The 24106-nt window shown below is 54.8% G+C and carries 14 protein-coding genes; 8 read left to right on the top strand and 6 right to left on the bottom strand.

The window, feature by feature from the left end; all coding sequences use genetic code 11:
• Nucleotides 1-423 precede the first annotated feature (423 nt).
• Nucleotides 424-1359, top strand: a complete 936-nt coding sequence (ispE, locus tag VFE46_08985) for a 4-(cytidine 5'-diphospho)-2-C-methyl-D-erythritol kinase (protein HZZ28124.1) — start codon at nucleotides 424-426, stop codon at nucleotides 1357-1359.
• A 193-nt stretch (nucleotides 1360-1552) separates the two neighbouring features.
• Nucleotides 1553-2245 carry a SpoVG family protein gene (locus VFE46_08980; protein HZZ28123.1) on the top strand — a complete coding sequence of 231 codons (693 nt, stop codon included), beginning with the start codon at nucleotides 1553-1555 and terminating at the stop codon, nucleotides 2243-2245.
• A gap of 19 nt (nucleotides 2246-2264) precedes the next feature.
• On the opposite strand, the gene VFE46_08975 is transcribed toward VFE46_08980, so the two are convergent.
• Nucleotides 2265-3254, bottom strand: a complete 990-nt coding sequence (locus tag VFE46_08975) for a Gfo/Idh/MocA family oxidoreductase (protein ID HZZ28122.1) — start codon at nucleotides 3252-3254, stop codon at nucleotides 2265-2267.
• A 1055-nt stretch (nucleotides 3255-4309) separates the two neighbouring features.
• On the opposite strand from VFE46_08975, the gene speA reads away from it, so the two are divergent.
• Together speA and VFE46_08965 are read left to right on the top strand one after the other, a co-directional pair.
• Nucleotides 4310-6232 (top strand): biosynthetic arginine decarboxylase, encoded by a 1923-nt coding sequence (gene speA, locus VFE46_08970; GenBank protein HZZ28121.1) that lies wholly within the window; start codon nucleotides 4310-4312, stop codon nucleotides 6230-6232.
• A 293-nt stretch (nucleotides 6233-6525) separates the two neighbouring features.
• Nucleotides 6526-7449, top strand: coding sequence for a hypothetical protein (locus VFE46_08965; protein HZZ28120.1), 924 nt, complete (start codon nucleotides 6526-6528; stop codon nucleotides 7447-7449).
• Nucleotides 7450-7454: 5 nt separating this feature from the next.
• Here VFE46_08965 and VFE46_08960 read toward each other — a convergent pair whose 3' ends face one another.
• Nucleotides 7455-9398: an acyl-CoA dehydrogenase family protein gene (locus VFE46_08960; GenBank protein HZZ28119.1), complete on the bottom strand. Its 1944-nt coding sequence runs from the start codon at nucleotides 9396-9398 to the stop codon at nucleotides 7455-7457.
• Between the two features lie 710 nt (nucleotides 9399-10108).
• Here VFE46_08960 and VFE46_08955 point away from each other — a divergent pair.
• Together VFE46_08955 and VFE46_08950 are read left to right on the top strand one after the other, a co-directional pair.
• Entirely contained in the window at nucleotides 10109-11131 is a 1023-nt protein-coding gene (locus VFE46_08955) for a WD40 repeat domain-containing protein (protein ID HZZ28118.1), read from the top strand.
• Between the two features lie 3 nt (nucleotides 11132-11134).
• Nucleotides 11135-13129 carry a S8 family serine peptidase gene (locus VFE46_08950; protein ID HZZ28117.1) on the top strand — a complete coding sequence of 665 codons (1995 nt, stop codon included), beginning with the start codon at nucleotides 11135-11137 and terminating at the stop codon, nucleotides 13127-13129.
• A gap of 359 nt (nucleotides 13130-13488) precedes the next feature.
• Here VFE46_08950 and VFE46_08945 read toward each other — a convergent pair whose 3' ends face one another.
• Nucleotides 13489-14001 (bottom strand): S8 family serine peptidase, encoded by a 513-nt coding sequence (locus VFE46_08945; GenBank protein HZZ28116.1) that lies wholly within the window; start codon nucleotides 13999-14001, stop codon nucleotides 13489-13491.
• Between the two features lie 3 nt (nucleotides 14002-14004).
• A complete protein-coding gene (locus tag VFE46_08940; protein HZZ28115.1) occupies nucleotides 14005-14673 on the bottom strand; it encodes a hypothetical protein in 669 nt (222 codons plus the stop codon).
• A 341-nt stretch (nucleotides 14674-15014) separates the two neighbouring features.
• Here VFE46_08940 and VFE46_08935 point away from each other — a divergent pair, with 341 nt between their 5' ends.
• Both VFE46_08935 and VFE46_08930 read left to right on the top strand, forming a co-directional pair.
• Nucleotides 15015-15182, top strand: a complete 168-nt coding sequence (locus tag VFE46_08935; GenBank protein HZZ28114.1) for a hypothetical protein — start codon at nucleotides 15015-15017, stop codon at nucleotides 15180-15182.
• 313 nt (nucleotides 15183-15495) lie between these two features.
• Nucleotides 15496-18405, top strand: a complete 2910-nt coding sequence (locus tag VFE46_08930) for a hypothetical protein (GenBank protein ID HZZ28113.1) — start codon at nucleotides 15496-15498, stop codon at nucleotides 18403-18405.
• A 3-nt stretch (nucleotides 18406-18408) separates the two neighbouring features.
• Here the strand turns inward: VFE46_08930 and VFE46_08925 are convergent, their stop codons facing one another.
• Together VFE46_08925 and ppdK are read right to left on the bottom strand one after the other, a co-directional pair.
• Nucleotides 18409-20934, bottom strand: a complete 2526-nt coding sequence (locus VFE46_08925) for a family 16 glycosylhydrolase (GenBank protein HZZ28112.1) — start codon at nucleotides 20932-20934, stop codon at nucleotides 18409-18411.
• Nucleotides 20935-21282: 348 nt separating this feature from the next.
• Nucleotides 21283-23991 carry a pyruvate, phosphate dikinase gene (ppdK, locus tag VFE46_08920; GenBank protein ID HZZ28111.1) on the bottom strand — a complete coding sequence of 903 codons (2709 nt, stop codon included), beginning with the start codon at nucleotides 23989-23991 and terminating at the stop codon, nucleotides 21283-21285.
• Nucleotides 23992-24106: the final 115 nt, after the last annotated feature.

Below are 24106 nucleotides of genomic sequence, written 5' to 3'. Positions count from 1 at the left end.
AGACAGATTGCTGTCATACCATTCCCTTTTTGAGACCGCGCGGCAGAAACCGCATAAATCTCCAGTTCACGGCTGGCTGCTATATAAAGGCACGTCTTAATCTGCCTCGACGGTAGTGGGCCAGTTTGATTTTTCAGGGTGGCTGGGGTCGAACGAAGTGAGCCCCCAGTCGCAGAAATTCCGGGGGCTCGGCCGCACTCGACCCCGGCCACCCAAACTGTTTCCATCAAATTGGCCCACTACCGCCTGGACGGATTGATTGACTGTTTTGTCGACTTTCGCTAAATTACACGCGCATAGGGTGGTTTTCGGCAGGGATCAATCGGCCGGAAACCGGATTCATTCTTGTTATACAGTGCGCATGAGTTGGTTGATCGCGGTCGGCAAGGCCGCGCTGAGTTTTGGCCGTCGAGGGAACGTCGGGTGCAGATCCGCCGCAGCGCTACTGGGTTTGAAGTGTTAGCGCCGGCGAAAATCAACCTTTTCTTCGAAGTCCTAAGCCAGCGCAGTGATGGATTCCATGAGGTCGAAACCCTCATGGCGCCTATCGGGCTATACGACACCTTGTTCCTGGAGGACGATCCTTCTGGACAAGTAACGCTTGCCGCTCGCTGGGCCTTAGCATACGGAAAGCCAGCAGGCATCGCCGGACCGAATGGGGCGGCGGATCAATGGGAAAAACTACCGGAGGTAGAACACAACCATGCGGTGCGGGCAATACGCCTGCTGGCCCGGCATGCCGGAATCAAGCGCGGTGCAAAGCTGCAATTGATTAAGCGAATCCCGGCTGCGGCCGGTTTGGGCGGCGGGTCGAGCGATGCGGCGGCGGCACTCCTGGCGGCTAATTTGGCTTGGAGCCTAAATTGGCCGGTAGCGCAATTATGGGCGGTGGCGGCGGAAATAGGAAGCGACGTACCGTTCTTTCTTAATTCTCGCACGGCGGTTTGCCGGGGCAAAGGAGAACAGATCGAACTTGTAGATCGAATCGGACGCCTACATTTGGTCATCGTCAAGCCGCCTGTCGGGTTGTCGACGGCCACAGTTTACCAAGCTTGCCAAGTGGGAAATCCACCGCAGAGAGTTGAGCCGGTCGTCGAAGCATTCCGTAAACAGGATTGGAAGAGCCTTGGCCCGCAGGCACATAACCGATTGCTGGAGCCTGCCCGCAATCTCTCTTCCTGGATCGACAAAGTATTGGATCAACTGGCAAAGGAGAATTGTCCGGTTGTTGGAATGAGCGGTAGCGGTAGTGCCTGTTTTGCCATTTGCAACTCGGCGGTTCAATCACGCCGCGTGGCAGCAAAATTGCGCAACCGCCACCCGGGGCTTGGGAACGTTTGGTCGGTAAGCTCGGTTTGAATGAACAGATGGTCGAAAGGGAAAAGTTGTGCATTACAAGCCGTGGGCAACTTGTTGCGACCGTTCGCTGCTCTCGACCAAGGCATGATTTGGCTCCCACCGATATTTACCCCTACAGACTCGGAGTTTAGTGCGATTACTTGAGAACACCTCTCAAGGACGGGCCTGCACCGGCTTCGCAAGGAGAACAGCCGTGGAAATCACCGAAGTTCGCATCAAGCTGATGGAAGAGGGTGGCGAACGATTACAGGCGTTTTGCTCCATTACCTTCGACAATTGCTTCGTCATCCGCGATTTGAAAATCATTGACGGCGCCAATGGTCCCTTTGTCGCCATGCCCAGTCGCAAGCTGACCTCGCATTGTCCGCAGTGCGGCTCAAAAAACCATTTGCGGGCGGCGTATTGCAACGATTGCGGTCAAAAGCTGAACCCCAACCGCGCTCCGCTGGATGAAGAAGGCCGCGCAAAGCTGTATGCAGATATTGCCCATCCCATTAACAGCGCGTGCCGCGAAATGATTCAGGACCGCGTCATTACCGAATTTCTTCAAGAACAGGAACGAGCCAAACAGCCGGGTTATGTCTCGAGATATGATGACTTTGACGTCGACGACTTGATTCCGGCCCGTCATTCTCGCCCCGCGCGCAGCCATCCCACCACCAGTTATGGCCGTCCCATGCACAAATCATCCCACGCGCCGGTGGGAGAGCGATCTGGTCGGCCTCACATGAAGTCAATCAGTCCCGCTGGTATGCCAACGAAGGTTTCCGGCATCGATGGCCACGCCGCTGCCGATAACAAGCCCGCTGCCGAGAGTCAGCGCGTGGCCGACGATGATGCTTCGTCGCAGCCTAAAGCTAGCGGATTCGGCGACGGAGTTTTTTGACCGCTTGGCCAAAGGATTGCTACAGCGCTACCCAAGCGTTGCTCTTTCCACTGCCGGCCACGGCTTCAATGACGCGCATGTTGGCCACGGCATCGGCCAGAGGTGTTGGAACTTCCTTGTTTTCCAACACGGCCTGCGAAAACGAATCGCCTAGGATCATGTATTGGTTGCATACTTTCAACGGGTGTTCTTGAATCTCTGTGCCACGCTGATGCCACAGTTTGCTGGGCCGATCGGGAGGCGCGTTGAATGGAATTTCAATTTCCACGCGCCCCTCCGTGCCGAAAATATTCACTCGCTGGTAGGGCGATAATTGCGTGGAACACGTGAACGTGGCTGTGCCGCCCGGAAATTCCAAAATCGCCGAAGCCAAGCGATCGGTCTTGAACTTCGCATCGTACTCAACAATTCCCAGCACACGTTGCGGTTCGGCAGCAAAGATGAACCGCGACAGCGAAATGCAATAACAGCCGATGTCCATCAGCCCACCGCCCCCTACTGCGGCGATGTTGCGAATGTTGTCGGCGTTGACATTGTGATAGGAAAAGAACGCTTGAATGGTCCGCAACTGGCCAATTTGCCCTTCGCTTACCAGCCGCCGGGCCAACTGCCATTGCGGATGCAGCCGAAACATGAAGGCTTCCATCATCTTTAAGTGTGGATGCCGTTTCGCCTCGGCCAGCAAATCCGCCGCTTCCTGCCCGTTCATTCCAATTGGCTTTTCGCACAGCACGTGCTTGCCGGCCTGCAAGCACCGGATCGACCACGGCACGTGCAAATGATTGGGCAGTGGGATGTAAACGGCGTCAATTTCTTTGTCGGCCAGCAGCTCTTCGTACGAACCGTACGCTTTGCTAATCCCCAATTTCTTGGCCGCTGCCTGGGCCGTTTCCAAATTTCGCGAGGCCATGGCCGCCACCTCGCAAAACTGGCCGGCCTGCATGGCGGGAACGACTTTCTCGGTTCCAATTTTCGCCGTGCTCAAAATTCCCCAACGAAGTTTTTTCATGACGCTTATCTCACGTTACCCCCAGCGACTCTTTTACCATAGCCGCAGTTGTCATAACATTCCCCCGCTGGCTTTCCCGCTTGGGAAGGCCAATCGAGTATGATGTGATTGCTGGGAGCGATCCGTACAACGACACTTGTGATGGAAAGCGTTCTTTGCGCTGCTGCGCGAAATTTATTTGCACTGGCCCAAAATGTTCCTTGAAATGGGGCCAGCGTTTCTGGTAAGCTCAGGACCAGTTAGTGTTCGTTTGTACATATAAGGCCGTTGGGCCGTCCAGCGGCCGGCATTTGATTCCCGCGTGACAGCGCCACTTATTCCGGCCGCGATGCCGGCCGGCGGCGCCAAACGAATCTGCTCTGCTTGCCCGGCCGACACGGCTTGGCAGGACCGAGATTTAATGACTTGTTGTTCATGTCTTTCCAGTAAATTTGCACCAACCTGATCCACAAAAACAACACAACAATTGACCGAAAATGCCCACGGCCCAACCAAAACCTGTTGATTTTTGTCCGCCGCCACCGGCCGGCAGTCCTGGAATTCTCGAGCGGCATGGCGCGAACTTCGCGCATAATGACCCGGTTTTGTCGCCCCCAAAAAACCTCCTGCCCAAAGCGACAAAACGCACTCGCTGTGCTCCCGCTGGACATCGTTTGGCCGCTGGTGCTGCGGCGAGACATTCTGGAGTGCCGCCACTTCCGTCGCGAAACATTGCCGCCGGTTCAAGCACGGATGTCGACCGCGTGGTTCCGGCTGGCGGGAGTCGGAAAAATCAGTTTGTTCGTTCTGCCGCGCAACCCCGCTCACGAAAAATTAACAACTATTTTTCCAAAACGGCCCAAAACCGTGTACACAAATTCCTGGAAGTATGTATGATACGATGTTTGCCTCTGTGTTGTGTGGCACGCCGGCAATTGGCGCCGGCGATCATCGTTGAACACGGTTCACAGGATGTAGCGAACTTTCTTCATCATGCTCGATGCGGTGCAAACGCCTCCGCAAACCGGTCGTCTCTGGACCTTCAATTTCTGATTCTCGTTACGAGGACTCCTGAGTTGAAAATCGATTTGGATTTGGAACGTTGGTCGGTGCTGGATGCCGCCGAACTGTACGAAGTGCCACGGTGGGGAAACGGATACTTTTCGATCAACGACGAGGGGCACGTTTGTGTGCATCCCACCAAAAACCCGGAGCGATCGATCGATTTGAAGCAACTGGTGGATCGGTTGCAATTGCGGGGCATCGATTTGCCCATTCTGATTCGCTTTGCCGACATTTTGAAGCACCGCTTGGCGGAAATTCACGGCGTATTTCAATCGGCGATGACGGAGCAAAAATATCAAGGTGGGTATTGCTGCGTATACCCCATTAAAGTGAATCAGCAACGGCAGGTGGTGGAGGAAGTTTTGGACTTTGGAAAGCCCTTCAAGTTCGGGCTGGAAGCCGGGAGCAAGCCGGAGCTATTGGCTGTGATCGCCATGGCCAGCAACGACACGCCGATTATTTGTAACGGCTTTAAGGACGCCGAGTTCATCGAAACGGCCATGCTGGCCCAAAAAATCGGCCGCAACATTATTCCTGTGGTGGAAAAATACACCGAGCTGGGCCTGATTTTGGAATACGCAGAGAAAATTGGCGTGCGGCCCAAAATTGGCATGCGTGTAAAGTTGGCGGCCCGGGGCTCTGGTCGATGGCAATCGTCGGGAGGTTACCGTTCCAAGTTCGGGCTTACCGTGTCGGAGATTTTGAAGGGCCTGGAGGAGTTGAAGAGTCGTGGAATGCAAGATTGCTTCAAACTGCTACATTTCCATCAAGGCAGCCAAATTACCAACATTCGGCACATTAAGGCGGCACTGAACGAGGCCGCCCATGTCTACACGGAGTTGGTCGGCCGCGGGGCAGGCCTGGAATACCTTGATGTGGGAGGCGGCCTGGGTGTGGATTACGACGGTTCGCAAACGAATTTCGAATCGAGCGTGAATTACAGCCTGCAAGAATATGCCAACGACGTGGTGTATCACATTCAGCGCGCATGTGACGACGCCAACGTGAAGCATCCGACGATTGTTTCGGAAAGCGGCCGGGCAGTGGTGGCCTATCATAGTGTGTTGGTGTTCGGCGTCTTGGGAGTTTCCGAACAGGGACAAAACGGCATACCACCGCAATTGCCCGCCGAAGTGGAGCAGCCGCTTTCTGACCTCATGGAAACGTACCAGAATCTCGGGGTGCGCAACATTTTGGAAAGCTATCACGACGCTCAGCAATCGCTCGATAACGCGATGACGTTGTTTTCCAACGGATACTTGCCCTTGGACCAACGCAGCCTGGTGGAAAACTTATATTGGGCCATATGTCATAAAATTCAAAAACTGGTCCAGCAGATGGAATTTGTGCCCGAAGAATTACAGGGTTTGGATTCGCTGTTGTCGGACACATACTTCTGCAACTTCTCGCTCTTTCAATCAATTCCCGATAGTTGGGCCATTAAACAATTATTCCCGGTGATGCCAATCCATCGGCTGGCTGAGCGGCCGACACGGTTTTCGGTGCTTGGCGACATCACGTGCGACAGTGATGGTAAGATCGATCAGTTCATTGATCGCCGCGATGTAAAACGCACGCTGCCGCTGCACCAGTATGAAGGCAAACCATATTATTTGGGTGCGTTTCTCATCGGTGCGTATCAGGAAATTTTGGGCGACTTGCACAATCTGTTTGGCGACACGAACGCGGTTCACGTGGCCATGGATGAATCGGGCCAAGTGATTTTGCAGGCCGTCATCAAAGGCGACACCGTGCGTGAGGTACTAGATTATGTAGAATTCGAGCCCGATGCCTTGGTCCGAAGCCTGCGTGATGCGACGGAAGCCGCCGTACGTGAAAACCGCATTGGCTATGAAGAGGCCGGCCGATTTCTCAAGTTTTATGAAGAGGGACTGCACGGCTATACCTACTTGGAAGAACCGGAACAACGCTAACGAACGATGCTAGCATTGTGGAGACTGGGAATCTGATCTGCGTTCCGTTTTAGCGGCTGAATCGCTCTAGGGCCGCGTGGGGGCAGCCGATAGAATTCTCGACCTTCCATCGGGAATTTTAAGCTCCCGCTATCCGAAAGGGCCAATGTATGACACTATGCGCCGGAACCCAAAACGCATTGATCATTGCTGCATGCTTGGCTGCCTCTACGCTACCAGCAAAAGCGCAAACATCGCCGCTGGCGGCAAATGCCAATAGACCGATGAACGCTGGAACGTCGGCCACTAACAGCATGCCTGCAAACGCTGGCATTCCGGAAAATTCCGGCTCGCAGTCCAACGGTGCGGCAGCACAACCCCAACAGTTGCCGCTTGCACCGCCGTTCGTTCTGAGTTCCACGGAAGAAAGTAATTTGAATCAACTGCTCACCGATTGGGAATCTGCAAACACCAAGATCAAGACTTTCAAATGTACGTTTACCCGCTGGGAGTACGACCCGACGATTGCCGGTGGCAATCCAAACCAACCTACTGCTATCAGCAGCGGAGAGCTTAAATATGCTCCACCCGACAAAGGCATGTTCAAAGTTGAGGAACTTACGAATTTTGTGCCCGATCCCAAAACGGGAAAACTAGTTAAGCAAAACGCGAAGCCGACGGAATGGTGGACCTGCGACGGCAAATCGATGTTTGAAGTCACGGTGCGCGACAAGCAAACGCTCGTCGTGGAAAAGCCACTCCCACCGGAAATGCAGGGCAAAGCCATTACCGAAGGTCCGCTGCCGTTCGTCTTCGGCGCTCGGGCCGACTCCTTGAAAAAACGCTACTACATGCGATTGATTACTCCGCCGTCGGAGGCGAAAACCCAGGTTTGGCTGGAGGCGTTTCCAAAAATGCAAAAAGATGCCGCCAATTTCTCCCGAGTTACCATCATTCTGAATAAAGCCGATTTGCAACCGGCGGCCGTTCAAATTTTCAATCCCGGCGCCAATGCTCAAAATCTCTCGCGCACCGTCCTCCAGCTTGATAATCCATCCATCAACAATCCTTGGGCGCCGCTGCAAAACCTGTTCGACGATTTTGCCCGGCCCAACCCGTTCGGCTCGAAGCATGTAATGGAATCCGATCTCATGCCCCCGCCGGCCGCCACGCAAATGCCGGCGGGAAACCCCGCTGATTTGAACCAGGCCAGTCGGCCGAAGTCAGCGGCCCGATAAAATTCTTAGGCATTGCCATAGGGCATTAAAATCTTGTCGGGATGTAGGCCGGCGATCGATTGAAAACCTCCTTCGGCAATCGTTGCGCCGAGTTTCGTAACGGTCCGGAAATAACGGTCGCTGGGCGCGCGCCCGGTCAGCTTGCGCGTCAGGTCTTGACACAACACATCGGCGGCTGCGCGAACCACCTCATCACTATTGCGGGCGGCGTACAGGCTGGTGCACAAAATCGTAACGGCGTCTTGAATTTGCTGCGAAAGGTAAGCCATGCGGCATTGCCGATCGGCCAGCGCCAGTTGATGCTTGCGCATCACGCCATCAATGGCCAGCGGCGAATGGTCCAGGCGATTGGCGGCAAACTCGGCATGCTCGCGCAATCCCGCCGGCATGCCTGGCGGCAACGCCGACATCCGCTTGCGGCTTAGCTTTTCGCTTAGTAGCCATTTGAGGTACGGCCCAACGGCTGTGCGCAGCGCCCAGGCGTGTGCTGGATTAAGCGGGTTCGGCTTTTTGATGCCCGCCGCCGCCAGCGCCTTGCCAATGGGCTCGAAAAATCGAGTACCGTGCTGCTTCACCAGCGATTTGAAAAACGCCATGCCTAGCATTTCCCCTTCGCCTTCATAAATGCACGGAGCGAGGAACTCGTGCACGTTGTCGCCGAACATGTGGCCGTGCAAGAACGAGCGGCCGCCATGCGTTTTCATGAACAGCTCGACAGCCGCCTCCTTTTGGGCTTCGCTTCCAAAAATCTTGGCGATAATGCACTCCATTTCGCCGCGATAACCCTGATCCAACAGCCCCGCGCACCACTGCACCAGCGCATCGCAGCCGACAATCAGCGCGGCCATCCGCCCCAAGCGCCGTTGCACCAATTCTCGGCTGGCAATCTCGGCGCCGTAGGTTTTGCGGAAGTGTGCCCAAGGAATCATGCTGGCCAGCATCAGCCGCATAGTGCCGGCGGCATTGGCGCACAGCGAAACGCGCCCCAAATTCAGACCGTGGTAGGCAATCGTTAAGCCGTCGCCACGGGTGGGGGTCAACAAATTCTCGGCCGACACACGCAGGTCTTTGAATAAAATCCCCTGGTTGTAGGTGTGCTTCAGGGCATACAGGCCGTATTTGCGAAGCTGAAAATACTCGTTCTCTTGCTCGGGCAACTCGACCACCAGCACCGCCGGCCGATCGTCGATCAAGCACACCAGGCCAATCGTGCGCCCTGGCACCACGTTGGTGATGAACAGCTTTTCGCCGTTTACAATAAACTCGTTTCCCACACGCTGGGCCCGGGTGTGCAGCGCCGTCAGGTCCGATCCCGCTCCCGGCTCCGTCAGGGCAAAAGCGGAAAGGCGCTGGCCACTGGCAAGCTGTGGCAAAAATCGCCGCTTTTGTTCCGGCGTGCCGAAAGTGCGAACCGGATCGACCGCCCCAATGCAACCGTGTACCGAGGCCAACCCGGCCACCGTCGGGTCCAGCATCGCCATGCGTGTCAGAAATGTGGCGAACGATGCAAATGGCGCCCCGCTTCCCCCGTATTCTTTATCCACCAATAGACCCCAATATCCGGCGGCCGCCAAATCGGCCAACACGCGGTTGGTTATTTTTTTGTTTTCGTCCAAAAGCGTGTGGGCCGTCACATGCCCGCGAACTACATCCAGCGATTGCTGCATCACCCGGTCCACTTCCGGCGGCGTCACCGGCGTCTGGCTAACGAACAACTCGATCGGCAACTCGCGCTCCCAAACGGCCCGATGAATCGGGCTATTCACCGTCTGAAATCGTGCGGCAAACAGCGCCTCCACCTGATCGTCCGCCTTGTCCACCGCTCCCATGCGGCGGGCTTCCTCCTCGCTTTTGCCCCCCAACTTCATGGCGGTTTCGGCAAACGAGGCGCCCTCGTGGCCAGGCTGGCCGGCGGCGGGAGCGGACGTGGGGCGAACAGTCTCGGGCATTACAAAATTCCTGCAAAAATTGGGCGCGGCAAAAACAGGCAGAAAATCCGGTACTGAATTATAGGGCACCGCCGCGAATCCGAAACGGCAGAAATCGGCCACTGCTTCCGGCCAAGTTTTGTCCTGGATTTTTATTTTGGTGACAAAACTGGAACATTTTGTCACGGCTGCGACCAAGTCCGCACTGCGAAAGCGTCGGCCGGCTATGCAAAATCGCCGACGGTCACTGCGAAACCGCAGCCGTCCTCCGCGCGGCAGGTGACAAAAGCAATCGAGTTTACGTCCGGCAGCAATCATTTTTGGTGAATGGTGGGTGATTTAATCGGACCACGATGATCCCGCTGTGGCCGTGCGGAACATTTCAACCCGGACGAACAACATCCGCCGCGCGGCCCCAGCATCAGGTTGCAAAAAAGTAAACGCATAAGAATTCAAAATCTAAACAGTCTAAGCAGTATATGTACACATGAACACTACTGCGTACAGCCTAGCAGAACCAGTGGCCCAATTTCAAGAGTGTCGATGAAAACAATTCACGCGCAGAGGCGCAGAGAAAGCAGGCAGAGATTTTTATAAGGTGGCCGCAATGAAAAACGGGTTGTCACTTCCAATCACCAGTTGACGGCTAGCATTTGGCAATGGCCTAATTTGCTACTTGTCCCGTCCCCCCATCGTGAGATAATGAGCGGGGACAAAAGGAGAGTGCAATCATGCTTTTCAGAACGCTGCGTATTTTCATTTTCGCCTGTGGGGTCACGCTGGTTTATCTGTCTGCTTTAGGGCAACCTCTTCAATGCGTCGGCCACACACGATTCGTAACCTCGGTTTCGCTTTCCCCTGACGGGAAGTTAGTTGTATCTGGCAGCGACGATGGCACTGCACGAATCTGGGATGCTTTGAACGGAAAGGAACTCAGGCGCCTTGCAATCTACAATACAGGCGACAAGTTAGGAGGCCCAGTTACCGTTTTGTTTTCACCGGAAGGTAATTTAATTGCTGCCACGGCACGTCTAAAACCTGTTACTTTCTGGAATCCAATCACAGGCGAGCAGCAACAAGAAGCCTGCCCTGCCGATGGCGTGAATGGTTTAGCGTTTTCTTCTGATGGTTTAGATCTTGCAATCGCAGAGCAATCACAGATTACTGTGTGGAATTTGCAAAGACGCAAACAGTTGCAAGTTTTCCCTGTTGATAAACGAGATATTGCTAGGTCCTTAACGGTGGCAATCTCACCCGATGGAACGATGCTCGCAGGCGGCCTTCAAGGAATTGCTGAATGGCCGTACTCCAAAATTCCAAGGGTTCATGTCTGGCAGCTCCCAAGTGGCACTGAGCTATTTACGGCGTGGCCTTATCTGGGCCCTGCACGAAGCTTAGCCTTTTCGCCTGATAATAAACTCCTCGCTATTGGAGGTGAGAATGCAGGAATGTTTGAAATTTGGGACGTGAAAGCTCAAAAAATGGTGCAACAAATTCAGGCTGACAAAAAAGCTGTTTTTTGCGTTGCGTTCAATCCCGACGGAAAAACCATCGCAACCGGTGGTACGGAACCGTCCATTAAATTGTGGGACGTGAGCGGGCAACTCCATGGGTTGCTCGAAGGTCATGGCGACCAAGTTAATTACTTGTCGTACTCCAAGGACGGTAAGAAGTTGGCCTCAGCGGGAAGAGATAAACTTGTTTTGATTTGGAGGCCAGAGTCTGACGCCGTTAAGCCGAATAAAAAGGAGTAAACGATGAAACGCTGTCGATCACTTATTGTGGTGCTTTGTTTTCTTATTCCTCACTCGTTAGCAGATGCCAGTCAGGATACTATAGGCCCGCATGGCATAAACTCACAGGGCCTTTTGGATTTTAATGGGCAGCCGCTTACCGGAGATGGCATTTCGATTGGTGAGGTGGAAGTTCAGCGACCAGGTAAACCAAACTATGATTCGGACTCGAATTCAAATTTCAATGTAAAAGTAGCCGCCGTATTTGCGATTGAAAACGTTGCTCCACCTGATACAGATGTTTTTTTTCATGCCGAATGGGTGGCAAGTGTAATGGTTTCACAAGACCCCGTGACAACAGGGGTGGCAACGCAGGCCTCACTTTTTGCCTCCGCTTACGAGAACACTAATAACAATAGCACAAGTGACGCCGACATACTTCTATCGATTCAAAAGGTTGCTTCACAGACCGGAATGCGGGCCGTCAACCATAGCTGGGGTCAGTTTGCGAGGCCCGGTGCAATCATTGATGGGAATTCGCAAATATCGCTTGGCTATGATTGGATTGCCAGTAATTATGACGTGTTGCAGGTTTCAGGAGGGGACGAAGGAAAAGGGATTCCGATACCAGATGACTCCTTTAACGGAATCGATGTTGGAGCTTCGACGATCTTGTTGAATGGCAACGGATTGGTTTACCGGAAGGTTGCCAACTTAAATACCTACGACCAAGAACCTATCGGAGGCCGCACTGTCATCGACCTAATCGCGCCTGGTGACGGTATCCAGTTAACAGATTTTAACGGAAGTATGACAATCCCTGTTCGGAGCGGAACCAGCTACGCTGCACCAATGGTCACTGCGACGGCGGCTCTTTTGGATCAGTACGGCCAGCAACGATTAAATAAAGTAGCGCCAAATTGGAGCAGTGATTATTCGCACCACCAGGTAATGAAGGCTGTATTGATGAACTCTGCGGACAAGATACAGGATAACGTCGGATATACACATGCTGGACTATTACCAATTCCAGCAAATGGTCTGCTCGGCATGGATCGAACTGTCGTGATGCAGGACGGCACTTCGACGTGGTTTGATTCACCGGCATACGATGATGACGTTAACACTGGCTTGGGGCTTGTAGCACTCGACCAGCAAATGGGAACAGGCGAGTTAGACGCTAAAAGAGCACTCAAGCAATTCGCAGCCGGAGAATATCATTCTTTTCAAGTATCGAACACATATACGGAGGTTCCGGTGATTGGTTGGGATTATGGACGAAGTGATGCCCGAGGATCTAATTTTCCGTCGATTTACCGATTGAATCAGCAGTTGCCTGCCGGAAGTTTTATTTCAATCACGTTGACATTTGATCGCACGGTTACAAAGGCTGGGGCTGATGGAGTCTACAATCGAGGCGATATATTCGAACCATCATCGAATCCATTCGGTAATCCAGGATATGATCAATATACCGATCTGGATTTGTATCTGCTGCCAAAGAACTCTGCCAATATCAATCAAGCCATTGCTGAATCAATCAGTGACACGGGCACGGTCGATCATATCTTTTTTCAAATTCCTACGACCGGCGAGTATGAATTTTGGGTGGACCCGTTTAATACCACCACTGGTGCGGAAAACTATGCCGTCGCTTGGTGGGCCGACGGAGTTGGAGCATTGACTTCCGGCGCTGGCGACATTAACCAAGACGGGCACGTGGATTCGGCGGATATCGTCGCAATGGAGAAGGCGTTAACCAACGAGACTGGGTACGCAAGTTCAATCGGTATTGCTACCGACTACCTATCGCTTCTGGGCGATGTGAACGGCGACGGCAAATTCAACAATCTCGATATTCAAGCCTTGATTAACTTCCTCTTGGCAGGCAATGGTTCGACGAATGCAGTGCCTGAGCCAACATCGCTCATGCTATTGGCTATCGGCGCACTGGCGTTACTCCGGAAACGACTTGGCGGCTCTTCGTGCCTCGGACTCAAGTGGAAATTGATCGGCTAAAGCTTGTAAGCCTGGAAGAAAGTGCGAATACGGGTGGTGGACGGTTTACCGAGCATTGAGAAGGTTGCGAACAGGCCAATCAGAAAACACAGGCAAGCTGTTGCGAGCCATCCGTGCTGAACATATAGCAGTGTCCACAAGAAGTACGCGGCTAGCGCACCGCAAATCAATCTAAAGAGCGTGTTATTCATTCACGCATTGTAACCTCTGCGTAGCCGGACTGGGTGGCACCGGCTTGGCCAGTGTTTTGTCGTGCAGGCAGGCAACACTGGCAGAGCCAGTGGCACTCGAACACTGGCAGACCAGTGGAATTCGTGCGGAGCCAGTGGCACCCGCGCGCTAATTCGGGTTCGTGAACTTCAAATAAATATGGATGATAAAGATTGTCCCCAACTGTTGTTGACCGCCGTCATATTTGGCTGCGATGCAATTTGTTGCATTGTTACCAACTCTACCTGCTCTGCCGCCTGAGCTTGTGAGTCATCAACGAATGCAGAGGAATACAACAGTGCATTCTGTGCAACGCCAGGAATTAACGGGTCTTGGGAAATCATAATGCCCGCAACTTCTTCTGCATGTTCATCGTCCTCAGGTGGAGTTGCATTTGCCGTAGGCGGACCCGTTTGGACGAAAACTGCTGTAGGCTTGATACTCGACGACGCATTGGAATCAAAATTTGGAACTGCTGGCCGTGCCACTTCAACTTGGCCAATTTTTATACCGCTGCCGGTCAGTGGTTGATTGGTATTGAAGCCGGTTAGCCCGGTCGAACTGATTCCATCTGGACCGTTTGTATCGACACTCGCAAATGTCCATTGTGCGGTGAGTAGAATTCCGGCAACCAAAGAAATTCTTATGCCACGATAACTCATGGTTTACTCCTTTTTCTTCGTATCGTTCGCCACGGTGAAAGAGAAAGACTTGCACACGATCCGCTTTTCCCAATCTCTGAGTTTTTGCTCCAAATGCTGTGTCGGCTCAATTTCGACAGAATAAACACCACCTGACAGCTTACCGACAGGAATCAAAGCAAAATGCACGGTGGTATCTTTGGTATCGTGTGGAACAAATTGATATTGAATATGAAACGTGTTTTGCTGTTGTGTAACTTCCGTAATGTGAATGTAATAATTAAATTCACGAGAGAAGAACACAATGGATACATCTTGACCCACAAGTATTTTTTGTGGCTTTTTGTGTTCTACTATCACGTCACAAGCGGCATTTAGTGCGGTCTTGCCCGTTCCCTCTACTGCGAAACCATCCGAAGCAACTTGGTCATAAGGCTGTTTTTCCAAACTGATAATGATTTGTGTTATCTTTGATGATTTATACGCCTGTTGATATTGTTCGAGCGGCAATTTTTTTGCATCGCTGCCATAGGCTTCCGGCTCCAAATCACGAACGTCGATTGTGCCCGGCATATTCGACGCCCAAATATCTTTGAGCGGGATGGTCACCGTACTCGACTGATTTGGCGGATCACCAAATGCCGCTAAAGATATGCACGCAAGAAACGCAATGCACAGCGTTCTGAAACACATAAATGCACCCTCCACTTGTCCCCCCCCGCATTGTCCCACTCTGCGGAACGGGTGTAAGGGCCAAAGTGGGCCACTCGGTACTTCCCTTCAGCGAACAATTGCGAGGGGTGATCTCGAAGATCGCTTCTCCATGGAGGCGTTTCTACGTGCCAAGATTGTCGCATGGGGTGCCCGGCCAGCAGTTGCACCCGTGCGCTATGCCACGGGCACCCAAAGCAATGCCAAGGGGACCCAAACTCTCCTGATGTTCAAAGTGGCCAAAACTCTCATTGGCGGCATGAAACATGCACCCGTGACTGGCGGGGCGAACTCTAAACATCAGCCGAAGACGAGGTTTTACCATGAGAATGCAAGCACAAAAGATGCAAGATCGAAAGCCTAAATCGCAAGACCATCACGGCAAAGAAAAACGGCCAGACGATGATGCCCGCAAACGGGGACGTAAATTGCACATCAGCCAACAGGAAACGTCGCAGCTGCGGGCCCAAGGAGGGAGCGGGCACAGTTAGGGTCCACGTCGAATGACGAAATCCGAATGACGGATGAAGTTAGGTGTGCGCAGTTGATGAGGTGAGGAGGTGATGGGGTGAGCGGCCGCTAAGGCTGTGCTTCCCAACATTCGCGCCAGCGTGAATTGAAACATGCGCGCACTAAAAAGTCTTTCTGTGCTAGGCCGCATGGGCCGTCGGCATTATAGTGCTGGCACTTCAGTAATTGATTGTTTGAAACCGCCAGTGGCCGTCGGGGGTATTTTGGCTAGAGGATGTGGGGAACGGTACGGTGGGAGCCGGTCAATCATTTTGAATGTGAGGAAACAGGCGAATGCGTATTTCCAGACATGTTTTTGGTGCGGCACTGGCGGCGTGGGCCGTGGCAATTCTGTTAGTCCGCAGCGCGGCGGCCGAAGATGCGTTTTTTGATATTCCGCTGGCGGATTTGAAAATTACGTCGGGGGAATTGCCCAAGCCGAATAGAAAGTTTCATTTTCAGGCGGGCTGGAATGCCATGGTTCCTGACGTCACGCTCGACGGCGAAGGGGAGGCATACCTGGATGTGCCTGACCAATCGTTTTGGAACTTTCAAACTTTGCAAAACGATTTTTCGCAAGGCCATTTGTTCATTCGTGCGCCGGAGAAGCGCGACGTTGCCGGCCGCATGGGTTTGCCCACGGACGACATGAGCGGAATGAATTTGGTGAAGTTTGACGTGCCGGCCACGGCAGCAAAAAAATTAGCTGAAGAAGGATTTTACCTCGCTAAAGCACATCACTATGTGGAACTGGGGCAACAGCGATTTCCGGGAGGCGCATGGTTTCGCCATCAAGTTCAGACTGCCGATCAAAAGTTGGAGGAACTCGATCCGCAGCGGCATGGCAACGGCACGGCCATTCCCAGCGGTTGGGTAGTGCCGCCTGATCCGACCGATGCTTACGATTTGTTTTCCGGCGGCCAGGCAATCAGCGAGAACCTGCAATTAGATCGGCAGTTGCAAAGCTCGCCCGACGTGGGAGATCGGTCGATCGACATCGGCACGCTGACGGGCATTACGGTCGACAAAATCGATTGGAAGCCGCTGCTGAAAGATGCCAGTCCGAAACTCGACCCGCTGGCGAAGTTGATTCCGGCCGATCAGCACGTGCTATTTTTCCCGTCGTTTGCCGCGGCGACGAAGTTTGCTGATGAGTCGTCAGCCGACGATACGCTCTTGTGGAAAATGGCCCGGCCGCACAGCGAAGATGCCGGCATTCGGCAGCGCTACGAGCAGCAGTTGGGATTATCGCTGAGCGACGTGGGCCGCATGGTTGGTCAAGCGACGGTTAAGAGCGTGGCGCTGACGGGGTCCGATCCGTATTTTCCCACCGGCACCGACGTGGCAGTTCTGTTGGAAACCGATCATCCCGATGCGCTGGCCACCGCATTGGCAGTGCAAATTGGCTCGTATGCTGGCCAGCACGCAGGGGTTCTACCGGAAAGTGGCGAAATGAGCGGAGTAAATTACAAATTCTTTCGCTCGCCGGACCGCGCGATTTGCTCGTACATTGCGGCCTTGAACGGAGCCGTGGTAGTGACGAACTCGCCGAAGCAGTTGGAGCGGCTGGCACAGGTTGGACAAAAATCGGAATCAATTTCCTCGCTCGACGAGTACAAATTTTTCCGCACGCGCTACCCACTGGGGGACAAAGACGAGACCGCGTTTTTGTTCATCAGCGATCCAACGATTCGCCGCTGGTGCAGTCCGCAATGGCGCATTGCTTCGGCCCGGCGAATTTATGTGGCCTCGTTATTGGCCGAATTGACCGCCACACACGCAGCGGAATTGGAAAGCCAAAACGCGCAGCCCAGCAAAATCCATCCAGACTTTGCCCCGGCGGATGTGGGCGATTTGACGCTGAGCGGTGCCGGGATCAACTCTTCCATATATGGCACGCTGGCCTGGATGACGCCGATTGTGGAAATGCCGGTCGATAAAATCAGCCGCAGCGAAGCCGACGGCTACAACCAATGGCGCCAAGGCTACGAAAACAATTGGCGGTGGAAATTCGATCCGATTGCCCTGCGCATCGGCGTGGCCGACAGCAAGCTGTCCGGCGATTTAACGGTGATGCCGCTCGTGTTTGGCAGCGAATATCGCGATTTTGTCAACATTTCGCGCGGGACGAAAATTCAACCTGACGCCGGCGATCGGCATGCCGATTTGGCCCATTTGATTGTGGCCTTGAACACGAAATCGGAGCAGATGCGCGGCTGGAGCAACATGGCCTCGGCACTTTCGCCGCAAGCGCACATCGATTTGCTGGGCTGGCTGGGCTCGTCGGTTGCAATGTACGTGGATGACAGCCCGGTCTGGAAAAAACTCCACGACATGCAGCCGGAGGAGCGGCAAAATTTTTTCGACGATGGTGGTTGGTCGCAGTTGCCCATTGCCTTGCAAGCCGAAGTTTCCAGCCCGCTCAAGCTGGCTGGATTTTTGACGGGGGTGCGAGCCGTGATAGAGCAAACGGCGCCGGGAATGACGCAGTGGGAATCGCTGACGTACAAAGATCAACCCTATGTGCGCGTAAAAGCCACGGAGCGGGGACGCCACAGCCTGGGTGAAGCGGCTAATGTTGCACTGTATTATGCGCCGACCGGCGACAGCTTGATTGTGAGTTTGAACGAAGAGGTGCTCAAGCAGGCGCTGGATCGCCAAGCGGCGCGCGAGGCGGCCGGGACCAAAAGCAGCAATGACAAAGGCGGCGGCACGAAAGCAGTAGATGCTAAAACGCCGGATGCTAAAGCGGCAGATCCAAGCCTGGCCGATTTACCATGGCTGGGCGAAAACGTTTGCTTTCACGTAGACCGAAAGATGTTTGAAGTTTTGAATAACTCCGGCGTGGGCGTGTTGCTCGACTTCGATTCCTTGACCGACTCGGCCCTGCAAATGCGGGCCTGGGGCAACATTCCCATTTTGAACGAATGGAAGCGGCTGTTCCCTAGCGAAGACCCGGTGAAAGTTCACCAGCGGCTGTGGCACACGCAGCTGATTTGCCCCGGCGGCGGACAATACGTGTGGAACGACGAGTGGAAAACCATGGAATCGACGGTGTATGGGCATCCCGGGCAATCCAAGCAGAGGCCCAGCATGAGCGCCGCGTTGGCCCAATTTCAAAGCGCGAACTTCGGCCTGACGTTTGAGGAGCACGGCCTGCGCGGGCGGTTGGAATTGAACCGCAGCCCCAACCATTCGAAGTGATGCTTACCGCCGGCGCTTTGTCCAGATGAATCCCAATGCGCCCAGGGTGAGCAGGGCCACGCTGCTTGGCTCGGGCACCGCCGCGGTGCTGCCGTTGCCGGCAATTAAATAGTTCAGCAGCGACTGCAAGTCCATGTTGTTATCCGCGCCGTCGCCGTTGATATCGAGCGCAAACTGGACATCGCTGGCCGTGAAAGTTCCCGTTGGCGAGGCAGTGATGCCGCCGGAGCCGCTCATGCGATTTTGCTGATAGGTGGCAACATCGGTCAGGGCTTGTGCCAATGCCATGACGTCGGAAACATCGACGTGGCCATCGCCATTCACGTCGCCGACGAGGGGCGTAACTTCGCCAATTGCCCGGGCTGCTCCGGCAGTCGTCGCAGTAATCAGCGAAGCGCCCACGGGAAAATCGGAAAACTGGATGTCGCCTAGCTGTGTTGAACTGAGTCCGCCGGCGCCGAAGGATAGGTGATCGGCGCCAAAGTTCCAGTTCCGCACCGTCAAGGCGCCAGACCAGGCTGTGGTGTGCGAATCTGCAAACGTGACATTGTTTGCCTGCAGGGTATTGCCCAAATCGAGAATGGAGTTCCCGCCCAACACCAGCGTGGTAAAGCTCTGATTTCGACTGCCGGTCGCCAGGATTCCACCGTTCAGCACAATTTGCGAAGAGCTGCTAATGGCATTGGCAACTCCCAACGAAAGCGTGCCGAGGTTGACGGTGGTGGGGCCGGTGTAGCTGTTGCTGTGGTTAAGAATCCAGGTTCCGGCATCGCTTTTGGCAATGGCCACGGTCACGGTGGCGTTGCCGTTGGCAATTGCGCCGTTAATTGAGCCCGTGCCGGCGCCTTGCAGCGTGAAAGTGCGGGTGGAAGTAGTGGAGCTCGCTTCCAGCGCGACCCCCGCGGTAGTTGCCCCGGCGGCTGCCCCGCTCAGCGTTAAGTTGCTGCCCGAGTCGACCTGAATTTGATACGTGCTGCCGCCGGCGCCGGCACTGATAGTGCCGCTGAAGACATTATTGCCACTGAGGCTTTCGATGCCGACGGAATTGGTGTTCCGGCCACGAAAGTCGATGTTGTTGGCCAGCGTGTGGCTGCCGGCGACTTCGAGCCTGGCAGTGGTTCCGTTGCCGGCGGTGCCGATGATTACTGTGCCCGTGCTCAGTGCGGTATTGGAAGTTGCTTCCAGAATAGCGCCTTCCTGGTTGCTGCCGACGACCGTGCCCCCCGTGTAGGAATTATTTCCGCTCACGATGACCGTGCCGGGGGCATTCGTGCCGTTGGTGGTTCCCACGATCAGGCTGCCCGGGCCGGCGATGGTGCCGCCTAAGCTGAGCGTTTGGGCGCCGGTCATGAAATTACTAAAGAAGACATTGTTGTTCAGATCGAGGGGCGCGTTGATGGTTTGGTTGGCCGTGCTAGCGGCCGTGGCTTGAACAACAGCGTTGCCGGTGGAAGCCAATTGAATTTGGTTGGTCGAACCTGCGGAGCCCACGGTGTAGGCCGTCGTGCCGGCATTTGTGCCGGTGGTAAGGCCATCGAAGGTAATGCCGCCGAACAATTGCCAAGAGTTGTTCATCGTAATGAAGGCGGAAGAAGCAGTGCCCACCCGGCCGAAAGTGGCCACCTCATTGCCGTAGTTGGGCACACCGCCAGTCCAGTTGCCGGACGTGCCGAAATTACCATTACCGCTTACATTCCAGCTTGTCGGCGCATCGCTGTTAGGATTGGTTTGCCACACGCGGACCCAATCGATGTTCATTTGATCGGTGTGTCCGATGGCCCATTGTGTCGTACTTGGCGTGCCCGGCCAGCCGCCGACGGCATAATCGAGAAGCATGTACATGTTGGCCATCTGCGCGACCGTCGAGCCAGTGTACGAGCTAACCTGGTGGCCGTCGAAGTAAAAGGCCACGCTGGCGCCAGCATTCCATTGCATGCCGAAGGTGTGCCAGGTGCCTTCCAAGTTTCCGGCGCCGGGATTTACCGCGCCGGCCCCGGCTGAGTCGCCGCCGCTGGAGTTGGTGTAGTGGTAGTTGGTGTTGTACTGGCTGCTCGAAAGTCCGGTGGTGCCGCCATTGGTGGTGTCGGGGTACTCCATGATGTCGGCTTCGGGAGGCCAACCGGTGTACAATCCCCAAAACGCGGGCCAGGAACCGACGGTGCTGGGCAACTGAATACGAGCTTCGAAATAACCGCCGGAGAAATTGTATTTTTGATACGTGGTGATGTCGCCGGAGGTAAACGCGGTCGAACTCGTGCGCTGCGCGGTGATCGTGGCCATTCCATTAGCCACTTTGACTTGGCTGGAGTTGGCGGTGGCGGCGCTGGCAGGCATGGCCCAATTGTCACTGGAACTGGAGTTCAGCCACTTGGAAGTATCAAGAGTGGTGCCGTTAAAATTGTCGGCGAACACCAGCCGCTCATTCGTGCCTGACGGCGGATCGGCCCACGCTTGCGCGACAATCGATGCGCAACCAATTGCCGCCAGCAGCACAGTCGCAAGTGGTAAGATCGCCCGACGAAAAACCATGGCTTCGCCCGTTCCACGAGGGCGTAGAAAAGCATACCCTCGTAGATGCTTTTTTACGTCCCCTTAATATAGGCGAAAAGTCAAATCTTTGCACGTACACTGCTAAGAATTCGGCCGATTTTTGTTCAAACGCCGTCTTTTGTGCGTGGAGGTCGAGCCCCGCGGATCGTTTGGCAGCCACCAGCCGTATGCCGTCCACATAATATGGTGGGCGATGACGATTGGTTTTTGGGAAGGGGGCATAAACGCTAAGCCGCAAGCCGTGCCGAAAAGCCGCAAGGGGGCAAGCTAAGCCGCAAGGGGTGCCGAAAAGCGGCATGCGGCGAAGGGAAGTTTTATTACTTTTTATTACTTCGCCAGCGCGGCCTGGGCGGCGGCCAATCGGGCAATGGGCACCCGGAACGGCGAGCAACTGACGTAGTTCAGGCCAATTTTGTGGCAGAAGACGATGGATGAAGGATCGCCGCCGTGTTCGCCGCAAATGCCAATTTTCAAATCGGGCTTGGTGCGGCGCCCTTTTTCTACGCCAATTTGCATCAGTTGGCCCACGCCGGTGGTGTCGACCGAGGCGAAGGGGTTGGTCTTAATGATTTCGGACTGTTGATATGCCGGCAGGAAGGAACCGGAATCGTCGCGGCTCATACCGAGGCAGGTTTGCGTGAGATCGTTGGTGCCGAAGCTGAAAAACTCGGCGGTGTGCGCGATTTCGTCGGCCGTGAGCGCGCCGCGGGGAATTTCGATCATCGTGCCCACAGTGTATTTGAATTTCTTGCCGGTTTCCTGCATGACTTCTTTGGCCACACGATGGATGATTTCGACCTGTAAATCCAGCTCGCGCTTGAAGCCGACCAGCGGCACCATCACTTCCGGCTGCACTTTCAGTCCCTCGCCCACTACCGCGGCGGCAGCTTGGAAAATGGCGCGGGCTTGCATTTCGGTAATTTCCGGATACTTGATGCCCAAGCGACAACCGCGGAAGCCGAGCATGGGATTGAACTCGTGCAACTCGTGCACGCGCTTGTTGACGGTTTCCACCGAAATGCCCAGTTGGTGTGCGACTTCTTGCTGGCCCTTGGGGTTATCGTGCTGGGGCAAAAATTCGTGCAGCGGCGGATCGAGCAAGCGAATGCACGCCGGCCGGCCGTTCAAAGCCCGGAAAATGCCTTCGAAATCTCCCTGTTGCAGCGGCAGCAGTTTGTCGAGGGCTTGCTTGCGATCCTCGAGCGTTTCCGAAAGAATCATTTGCCGTACGGCAATGATGCGATCGCCTTCGAAGAACATGTGCTCGGTGCGGCACAGGCCGATGCCGTCGGCCCCGAAGGCGATGGCGTTTTCAACCTGGTCGGGCTGGTCGGCGTTGGTGCGCAGGCCGAGCTTGCGGTACTTGTCGGCCAGCTTCATCAGCGAGTTGTAATACTTGAAGACGGCGCTTTCGCTGGGGTCCAGCGTTTTGCTAATTAGCACTTGTTTGAGCTCGCTGTCGGCGGTTTTGAGAGAACCGTTAAACACTTCGCCGGTGCTGCCGTTGATGCTAATGGCATCTCCCTCGCGGAGCGTGACGCCTTTGCATTGGAGCGTGCCGGCATGGTAATCGATGCGAATGTCGCCGGCGCCGGCCACGCACACTTTTCCCATTTGGCGGGCGACCAGCGCGGCATGGCTGGAAACGCCGCCGCGGCAAGTGAGAATGCCTTCGCTGGCGATCATGCCGCGCAAATCTTCGGGGCTGGTTTCGATGCGGGCCAGCACCACTTTTTCGCCTTTGTGGGCCCACTCTTCGGCCTTGATGGCGCTGAACACCACTTTGCCGCTGGCGGCGCCGGGACCGGCGGCCAGGCCGGTGGCCATCAGACGGCCGTCGTTCTTGGCTTGTTCGTAATCTTGCCGATCGAAAATGGGCTGAAGCAATTGATTGAGGGCTTCCGGATCGCCGCTGCGAATGGCGTGCTCGGGATTCATCAATCGTTCCTGCACCATGTCGTGAGCTATTCGCACGTAGGCCAGCGCGGTGCGCTTGCCGTTGCGGGTTTGCAGCATGTACAGTTTTTTCTTTTCGATGGTGAATTCAAAATCCTGCACGTCGCCGAAATTCTTTTCCAGCGTTTTGCGAACTTTTTCCAGTTCTTTGAACGCCGAGCCGATGATTGGATCTTGCGACATTTCGGCCACAGGCTTGGGCGTGCGGACGCCGGCCACCACATCTTCGCCCTGGGCGTTGACCAAGTACTCGCCGTAAAACACGTTTTCGCCGGTGGCGGGATCGCGGGTGAAGGCGACGCCGGTGGCGCAATCGTCTCCCATGTTGCCGAACACCATGCTTTGCACGTTGACGGCGGTGCCCCATTCATCGGGAATTTTGTACTTCTGGCGATACAGAATTGCCCGTTCGTTCATCCAGGAGCCGAAGACTGCGCCAATGGCGCCTTGCAACTGCTCGAACGGCGTGGCGGGAAATTCCTTGCCGGTGCGCTCGCGGATAAGCGCCTTGAACCGGTTGACCAACTCCATGAGATCGGCTTCGCCCAAGTGCGTATCTTCCTGCACGCCGCGTTCGTGCTTCAGGCCATCCATGACTTCGTCGAACGGCTCGTGTTCGTGCTCGTGGCGTTTTTGCACGCCCATCACCACGTCGCCGTACATTTGCACAAAGCGGCGGTAGGAATCCCAAGCGAAGCGGCCGTTGCCGGTGGCCGATTTGAGCGCTTCGACCGTTTTATCGTTGAGGCCCAGGTTGAGGATGGTATCCATCATGCCGGGCATGGAATCGCGCGCGCCGGAGCGGACGGAAACCAGCAGCGGGTTTTTGGTGTCGCCGAATTTTTTGCCGGTTTCTTTTTCCAGCCACGTAACTGCGGTTTTCACGTCGTTCAATAAGGACGGCGGATACTTCTTGCCGTTCTTATAGTAAAACATGCAGACTTCGGTGGTGATGGTGAAACCCGGCGGAACGGGCAGGCCAATGCTGGTCATAGCGGCCAGGTTTGCGCCTTTGCCGCCCAACAGGGGCTTCATGGAGCCGTTGCCATCGGTGCGCGACTTGCTGAAATGGTAAATCATTTTGCCGACTTTGCCGCCGGCCGATTTTTTGCCCGCTTTGGCATGTGGCGCGCCATTTTTGGACGTTTTGCTGAGCTTGGCGGAAGACTTGGAGGCAGATTTTTTTCGGCGCTTG

It is taken from the genome of Pirellulales bacterium (assembly GCA_035656635.1).
In the GTDB taxonomy this organism is placed as follows: domain Bacteria; phylum Planctomycetota; class Planctomycetia; order Pirellulales; family JADZDJ01; genus DATJYL01.
This window is presented reverse-complemented; position numbering and strand designations above follow the sequence as displayed.

What these genes read in the sequence shown, in the direction of transcription:
- VFE46_08975 (HZZ28122.1), bottom strand. Translation starts at nt 3,254, where the DNA reads ATGAAAAAACTTCGTTGGGGAATTTTGAGCACGGCGAAAATTGGAACC.
- VFE46_08965 (HZZ28120.1), top strand. Translation starts at nt 6,526, where the DNA reads ATGCCTGCAAACGCTGGCATTCCGGAAAATTCCGGCTCGCAGTCCAAC.
- VFE46_08960 (HZZ28119.1), bottom strand. Translation starts at nt 9,398, where the DNA reads ATGCCCGAGACTGTTCGCCCCACGTCCGCTCCCGCCGCCGGCCAGCCT.
- VFE46_08955 (HZZ28118.1), top strand. Translation starts at nt 10,109, where the DNA reads ATGCTTTTCAGAACGCTGCGTATTTTCATTTTCGCCTGTGGGGTCACG.
- VFE46_08950 (HZZ28117.1), top strand. Translation starts at nt 11,135, where the DNA reads ATGAAACGCTGTCGATCACTTATTGTGGTGCTTTGTTTTCTTATTCCT.
- VFE46_08945 (HZZ28116.1), bottom strand. Translation starts at nt 14,001, where the DNA reads ATGAGTTATCGTGGCATAAGAATTTCTTTGGTTGCCGGAATTCTACTC.
- VFE46_08940 (HZZ28115.1), bottom strand. Translation starts at nt 14,673, where the DNA reads ATGTGTTTCAGAACGCTGTGCATTGCGTTTCTTGCGTGCATATCTTTA.
- VFE46_08935 (HZZ28114.1), top strand. Translation starts at nt 15,015, where the DNA reads ATGAGAATGCAAGCACAAAAGATGCAAGATCGAAAGCCTAAATCGCAA.
- VFE46_08930 (HZZ28113.1), top strand. Translation starts at nt 15,496, where the DNA reads ATGCGTATTTCCAGACATGTTTTTGGTGCGGCACTGGCGGCGTGGGCC.
- VFE46_08925 (HZZ28112.1), bottom strand. Translation starts at nt 20,934, where the DNA reads ATGGTTTTTCGTCGGGCGATCTTACCACTTGCGACTGTGCTGCTGGCG.
- ppdK (HZZ28111.1), bottom strand. Translation starts at nt 23,991, where the DNA reads ATGATTTACCATTTCAGCAAGTCGCGCACCGATGGCAACGGCTCCATG.